Annotated in this window: 7 protein-coding genes; 3 read left to right on the top strand and 4 right to left on the bottom strand. The window is 57.3% G+C overall.

Features of this window, described 5'->3' with window-relative positions:
- On the top strand, window positions 1-513 hold a 513-nt coding region (locus AKV04_RS18255), incomplete at its 5' end, for an IS3 family transposase (RefSeq protein ID WP_054006305.1).
- An 11-nt stretch (window positions 514-524) separates the two neighbouring features.
- On the opposite strand, the gene AKV04_RS18250 is transcribed toward AKV04_RS18255, so the two are convergent.
- From AKV04_RS18250 to AKV04_RS18240, 3 genes are all read right to left on the bottom strand, one after another.
- Entirely contained in the window at window positions 525-1655 is a 1131-nt protein-coding gene (locus AKV04_RS18250) for a phage portal protein (protein ID WP_054007846.1), read from the bottom strand.
- Between the two features lie 226 nt (window positions 1656-1881).
- The gene (locus AKV04_RS18245) at window positions 1882-2142 is read right to left on the bottom strand and encodes a hypothetical protein (protein WP_054007845.1); all 261 of its coding nucleotides are present in this window, start codon (window positions 2140-2142) and stop codon (window positions 1882-1884) included.
- 129 nt (window positions 2143-2271) lie between these two features.
- Window positions 2272-3336, bottom strand: coding sequence for a calcium-binding protein (locus AKV04_RS18240; protein WP_162232909.1), 1065 nt, complete (start codon window positions 3334-3336; stop codon window positions 2272-2274).
- A gap of 645 nt (window positions 3337-3981) precedes the next feature.
- On the opposite strand from AKV04_RS18240, the gene AKV04_RS27605 reads away from it, so the two are divergent.
- Together AKV04_RS27605 and arsA are read left to right on the top strand one after the other, a co-directional pair.
- Window positions 3982-4284 (top strand): integrase core domain-containing protein, encoded by a 303-nt coding sequence (locus AKV04_RS27605; RefSeq protein ID WP_268871808.1) that lies wholly within the window; start codon window positions 3982-3984, stop codon window positions 4282-4284.
- A 481-nt stretch (window positions 4285-4765) separates the two neighbouring features.
- Window positions 4766-6511 carry an arsenical pump-driving ATPase gene (gene arsA / locus AKV04_RS18230; RefSeq protein WP_054007843.1) on the top strand — a complete coding sequence of 582 codons (1746 nt, stop codon included), beginning with the start codon at window positions 4766-4768 and terminating at the stop codon, window positions 6509-6511.
- A gap of 116 nt (window positions 6512-6627) precedes the next feature.
- On the opposite strand, the gene AKV04_RS25740 is transcribed toward arsA, so the two are convergent.
- A partial coding sequence (locus tag AKV04_RS25740) for a transposase (RefSeq protein ID WP_202905656.1) occupies window positions 6628-6801 on the bottom strand: 174 nt, incomplete at its 5' end.

The raw sequence follows: 6801 nt of genomic DNA, 5'->3' as shown, positions 1-6801 counted from the left end.
GATGTCGACGCTCCGGACCAGTTCTGGATCACAGATATCACCTACATCCGCACCCACGAGGGCTTCGTTTATCTCGCAGTTGTCATCGATCTATTTTCTAGGCGTGTTGTTGGGTGGTCCATGCAGGGTCGGACCTATACGGATCTGCCGTTGCAAGCCCTTCTGATGGCCGTCTGGCGCCGCAAACCGAAGACCAAAGTCCAAGTGCATTCCGACCAAGGCTCACAGTTCACCAGCTATGAGTGGCAGGAGTTCCTCGAACAGCACAATCTGACGCAAAGCATGAGCCGACGTGGCAACTGCTGGGACAACGCCGTCGCCGAAAGCTTCTTCAACCTGCTCAAACGCGAACGCATCCGCCGAAGAAAGTATAAAACCCGCAAAGAAGCCCGCCAGGATGTGTTCGACTACATCGAGTTCTTCTACAACCCGCAGCGCAAACACGTTAGGAACGGAATGCTGTCGCCGATCGCATTCGAGCAGCAGCAAAAACTGAAGCTGCAAGGTGTCTAGGAAACTCGGGGCTATTCAATTGCGGGCAGGTTCAGACCGGCGCGCACTTCATTGGCGGTCATCGCACCCATTGCGCGGTATTGACTGTAAGCGGTGGCGCGGGCTGCAAACTCCACCGACAGCAGATCATCCGGCGTGGCTTCGATGTAGAAGGCGCTGCGTTCCTCTGGTGCCAACAGAACGCGGGTGTAAGCCGCTTGCCAGCGGGCAATCCAAGGCCGCAGGGTGCCAGTCAGAAAGTCGCGGTGCGATTGTTCAAAGTTTGACCACGTTCCGCGCGACAACTCATAAAGCAGGGCTGGCGGGACGTTGAACGCGCGGGCGATCTCGCGCACCTGTTCGCGGCGCACCTCGGAAAATTCAGCATCGGCAAGTTTCACCGCGATCTCTTTGAAGGTCATGCCTTCATCAAGGATTGCCGTAGAGCCGGATTGTTCACCGCCATGCGATTGAAACCAACTTGCCGCCAGTTTCTTCATGGTGTCGGCTTCCAACTTGTTCGGGTGCAAGATCACGCCCGAGGGTCGGCCACCGTTTTTGAAGAATCCGGCAAGATGGGCCTCGGCAGCAAGCGCCAGCCCGATGGCATCACGCGCCAACACGATAGGCGACACGCCGCGCAAACCTTGGATATGCAGCACGTCATGGTGCGCCAGAACCGCGTTGCCGCCGTTCGTAAGCTGAACCCGGTAGGACGGTTCGCCGTAGTCGTCATATTCGATACTGACCGCGCCGGGGTCCATCCGGTGCAATTCCACCGGCTTGCCTTCACCGTTGCGGCTCACCTGCGCAAAGCCGTTGCCGGTCAGCAAGGCGTCACTGGTCAGTTGTTCGCGCAGTTCTTCGGCGCTGGTCCAGTCGTTTGCCCAATCATGCACCAGACCATAGGCCGGGTGATCCTTCGCAGGCTCTTTGCCTTCGGTGTAGGCTTTGAACGGCAAGGTGGCGACAGATTCAGCGATCAGTGACACGGCCCTGCGAACAGCAGGAACGCGCATGGCGCTTGCAGCGGTGACAGACACGCCCGAGGCAGACGGCAGAACCCCGAACAGCGGGAAAGCCTCGGGGTCGGTCAGACGAATTGACTTCGTTTCAGAAGCGCCCCGCCCGACAATGCGGGCGAGGCTAGACATGATACCCATGTGGAACTCATAAGAACACTACACGAACAGAATCTCATAGGTTTGACCCCACTGCAAGGCAAAACTGCTACACAAAATGCTGCACATATCGCTTCACACGAAAAAAATTAATATATCTTTTTCAATAGCTTACAGATGTCAAGACTGCGCATCCCCGGACTGTAACTCCGCCGAGGCGACTCATGCTTGGTTCGATTCCAAGATCGCCCACCAGTTTCCTAAATTATTACATGATTTCAATGGCGAAGTGTCCCGCACCGGGCGCTTTGCGTTTGTTGCTGTGCAATAGGATTGACGCAGCCTGTCCCGCAGATTTCGACCTCACGCCGCGCAACCCTATACTGATACCGCAGAATATCAGTGGCAGAGGCGAGAGAACATCTTTAATCGTTTTACGCCAAGGCAGCGTGCCAATAGCGGTGTTGATAGAAACCGCAACAAATGAGATTTTATGATTTCTGGCTGACTGGTTGAAAATAATTTTCATGATATCTGCATTATAATATGCACGTATTCAATAGGAAATACTCAAAGAATTTTGCTGCCCCCCAAGTGTTAGCTTGGGAGACAGACTATCGTATCAGTGTCTAGCCACCTATGATTTTATTGGCTTGGATCAAAGCAGGAAACCTGTTGCACTCAAACTGGTCACGCCAATCACCATAATTTCAAAATCTGCCACCGTGTCACCCGTCACATCGGCTTTTACAATGCTGTTCGCCCCCACCACCGTATACCATACCGCATTGGCATGGGCTGTGGTTCCGTTAAAGGAGAACGCCTCATTCGTCACGCCAGAGCTGGCATTGGCATCAATTCCAATCAAATCTATATCATCTGCACCCGTGGTAAAATTGTAGATGATGTCGCGATTGGCCCCCACCGCGCTTTGCGTGCGGGCGGTAAACACAAAATCATCGCCCGCCGCATCCATGCCACCATAGAGAAAATCCCGCCCCGCGCCGCCGATCAGGGTATCCGCCCCCGCCCCTGCGCCGATCGTATCATCGCCAAGTCCCCCGGAAAGTACATTTGCGGCGGAGTTTCCAGTGATGCGATTGGAAAGCGTGTTGCCCGTGCCATTAATTGCGGCCGTACCGGTCAGCACCAAGGTTTCAAGATTAGCCGCTAAAGCATAGGAAATCGCGGATTGCACGGTATCATTGCCGCCACCGCCGGCCTCCACAATTACATCCCCAGCACCTAAGATATAGACATCATTGCCGACACCGCCAAAAAGATGGTCCGCGCCCAAACCGCCGACAAGGGTATCATTGCCAGCATCTCCGTATAAATAATCCACCCCGCCATTGCCGCGTAAACTGTCGTTGCCGTCAAAACCAGCCAGCACATCGTTAAAGGCTGAACCCACCAGCGTATCTGCGCCGCCCAATGCAAGGGTATAAAGATCTTCCGCATGACCGCTTTGAATTAACGCTAAAACTTGGCTGGCATCCAGAGTCAAACCCGAAATCTTATTCTGAAGCGCGCCATTGAAACTGGTCTCAAAGCTGTGCAACTCGCCCGACACCGAGCCGAAGCCGCCATAGGTGAAATCTCCACGATACACCCCGGTATTCAGCCCATCGACAATGTTTATTTCTGTGTTAGTTGGTAAACCTTGCAAAGACCAATCCCGGATCGGCGGGTTGATCATATCGAAAGCCGTATAGGCGGTCACGAGTGCCATAAAAATTCCTTCCCTAATTGAATAGTCACGATTCGGAAGCGATGCCGATGGCGACAGCCTATCAGAAAAATGGTTTCAAAGCACGGAATCGCGGGACCAGCCGACGCGCTTCAAGCCCCTGCGCGCGACGCGCATAGGTTTGATTTTGGGCCGACAAGCCCGCCAAGCGGCGCGGACCCAGCTGCGCGAAATCTACAGCCTTGGGGGGCGCAATCGTCATGGACACCATCCGCAACACCCCAACAAAGCCTTACCAGCTTGGCGACGTTCTCGACGAGGTCAAGCACGGCATCGGTGCGTCCTGAGCGGACCACCCAGTGCTGGGGGCCACGCGCGAAGGACTGGCTCCGGCGAAGGAACAACCGGGAAAGATGGTGCCAAAATACAAGTCCGTCACGCCCGGCATCATCTTTTGCAACCCGATGCGCATCTGTCGCGACAGCCCCGAACGAGCGCTGGTCGACGGATATGTGTCGCGTCTGGCCCGGGCGCGGCGACTGGGCCACGCTGGCCCTGATGATTGACTGTCATACCCGCGAGCTTCTGGGCTGGCATCTGTCGTGATCCGGCAAGTCCACGACTGCTGCCAGCGCACTGGAGCATGCGCTGATCAGCCGGTTCGGTACCTTGGGCAGGGTGAGTCGCGAGTTCCTTCTGAGGTCCGACAATGGCCTCGTCTTCACCAGTCGGCGATACACGGCGCTTGTCCGCAGCTATGGGCTGAAGCAGGAGTTCATCACACCGCACTGCCCCCAGCAGAACGGCATGGTTGAACGCGTCATCCGAACACTGAAGGAACAGTGCATCCACCGACAGCGTTTCGACAGCATCCAGCATGCGACACACGCCATCGGCGACTGGATCAGCTTCGACAACCACCGCCCCCATCAGGCGCTGGACATGAAAACCCCAGCTAAGGCATTCGCTTTAGCGGCTTAACCTGTGCAGATTCCGCTGGGTCGATACAAGACCACGTTCGGGCCTGTTGGCGCAGGCACCGGTTAACAGCCCCACCCACATAACCCCCAAAAACAGCGCAAAATTCGGCCGGAGCCGGATGAGGAGAACGCTTTCGCGGGGGCAAGTGGCGGATTGATATTCTTTATAGCTACACCACTAAATAACTATTATAACTGCTAAAAAATTAATCCACAAATAATATACCACATTGCAATCTAGTGGCTGCAGTTTATGCTTTTCGATAGGATTCGGCTTTTTCGAACAAAAGGCCATATATTTTCACCTCCAACGCTGCGATGGGACCGATTACGGCCCAAAGTCGCCGTTCTGAACCTTTCTGCAAGGGTGTTATTTGAGGTGCGTGAAGCGGGTGCCGAAATGCAGGGCGCGTTTGACCCATGTCATCGCAAGACGCGCGGTGAAACGTCACGATCACGCTAGTCTATTTGAGGAATTTCTGATGACCCCTGCATTTTTTCTCAAAAGTCCCACCCGCTTCCTGTTTTTCACGGGCAAGGGTGGGGTGGGAAAGACTTCGCTGAGCTGCGCTGTTGCGCTTGCATTGGCCGAGCAAGGCAAGCGAGTGCTTCTGGTCAGCACCGATCCGGCCTCAAACCTCGACGAGATGTTAGGGGCGCAGCTCTCCGACAGGCCAACGGCCATTTCAGATGCGGCGAACCTGTTCGCCATGAACATCGATCCTGACAAGGCAGCCGAAGAATATCGTGCGCGGGTGATCGGACAGCTTGGTCTTGATGCGGACGATGCGGAAAAGGCCACAGTGCGCGAGCAGCTTTCCGGTGCCTGCACGATCGAGATCGCGGCGTTCGACGAATTCGTGGGGTTGCTGGCGGGAGATGCGCCGGAGTTCGACCACATCATTTTTGACACCGCGCCGACGGGGCACACGCTGCGCCTGCTCAGTCTTCCCCGTGCATGGACAGGCTTCCTGCAAGGCAATGACCGCGGCGCGTCCTGTCTTGGCCCGCATTCCGGGTTGAAGATGCAGGAAGAGCGGTTCCGTGCGGCGCTGGCCACCTTGGCCGATCCCAAAAGCACCTCAATCGTTCTGGTGACGCGCGCCGACCGCGGGGCGGTCCGCGAGGCGGCGCGGACATCGGACGAATTGCGCCAGCTTGGCCTTGGCAATCAGAGCCTTGTCGTCAACGGTGTGTTCGATGCGAATGGGCAGGGAGATCCGGTAGCCGAGGGTTTAGCCCGTGATCATGCCGCAATTTTGGCCAGTTTGCCGCCGAACCTTGCATCACTGCCGAGGATGGAGGTGCCCTTGCGGTCCTTCGACATGGTGGGATTGCCCGCGCTGCGTGCCTTGTTCCGCGAGGAACCCGCCGCCGCCGCCGTGACATTCCTGCCGGACACGACCGATGCGCCTGACCTTGCCGCAATGGTCGATGATCTGTCGAAAGCAGGACGTGGGCTGATCATGGTCATGGGCAAGGGCGGTGTCGGCAAAACAACTGTCGCGGCGGCAATCGCGTTGGGCCTCGTCAAGCGGGGGCATGAGGTGCATCTGACGACGACCGACCCCGCCGCCCATGTCTCGCTTGTGGTCGATGGCAGCCTTGACGGCCTGACGGTCGACCGCATTGATCCCGTCGCAGAAACCGCCCGTTATGTCGAGAAGATCATGGCGACCAAGGGCCGCGATCTGGACCAGGCCGACCGCGCGCTGATGCGCGAAGACCTCGCCTCGCCCTGCACCGAAGAGGTCGCGGTATTCCACGCCTTCTCGCGCATCGTCGCCGAAGCCCGCAGTGCGTTCGTCGTTGTGGACACCGCACCTACGGGCCACACCCTGCTTTTGCTGGACGCCACCGGAGCCTACCACCGCCAGATGACCCAGGACATGGGCGCGGGTCAGGGCCGCATCGTCACCCCGCTGATGCGGCTGCAAGACGCAGAATACACGCGGGTCGTCCTTGTTGCGCTGCCAGAGACGATACCCGTCTCCGAGGCCGCAAGCCTGCAAGACGATCTGCGACGGGCGAGGATCGAGCCTTGGGCATGGGTGGTCAATCGGGTGATGTCTCGGACCGGCACGACCAATGCGTTGCTGCAAAGGCGTATCGCAGTCGAAGTGGCGCAGATCGCGCGCATCCGGGGCGGTCTGGCGCAGCGGCTTTACCTCATGCCCTTCCAAGCCGTGCCGCCAGTCGGCATCCCGAACTTGCTTGCCTTGACCTGAGGGGCGCTCAACGGCACCTGCGCATTTCGAACGACTGCTCTCCGCTTATTCTGTTGAAAACCTCGGCGTGTGAGCCGCGATGACATGGGCTCGTCATTTGCGCGCCCGTCTCTCGATCACGCGGGTCGGGCTACTGTTGGTGTGGGCAGGAGCTTTGCGAGCTTCCTGAGGTTCTGGGCGGCAGCGGCGAGGTGGAATTCATCGTGTGCGCCGAATGGGCCGCGCAATCGGAGACGGTTCAGGCCGAGAATCCGCTTCAGACGTGCAAAAAGCATCTCGACTTTCTTCCG

This window comes from Cypionkella psychrotolerans, from assembly GCF_001294535.1.
GTDB classification, from domain to species: Bacteria; Pseudomonadota; Alphaproteobacteria; order Rhodobacterales; family Rhodobacteraceae; genus Cypionkella; species Cypionkella psychrotolerans.
The sequence above is the reverse complement of the archived record's forward strand: the minus strand, read 5'-3'. Positions and strand labels throughout refer to the sequence as shown.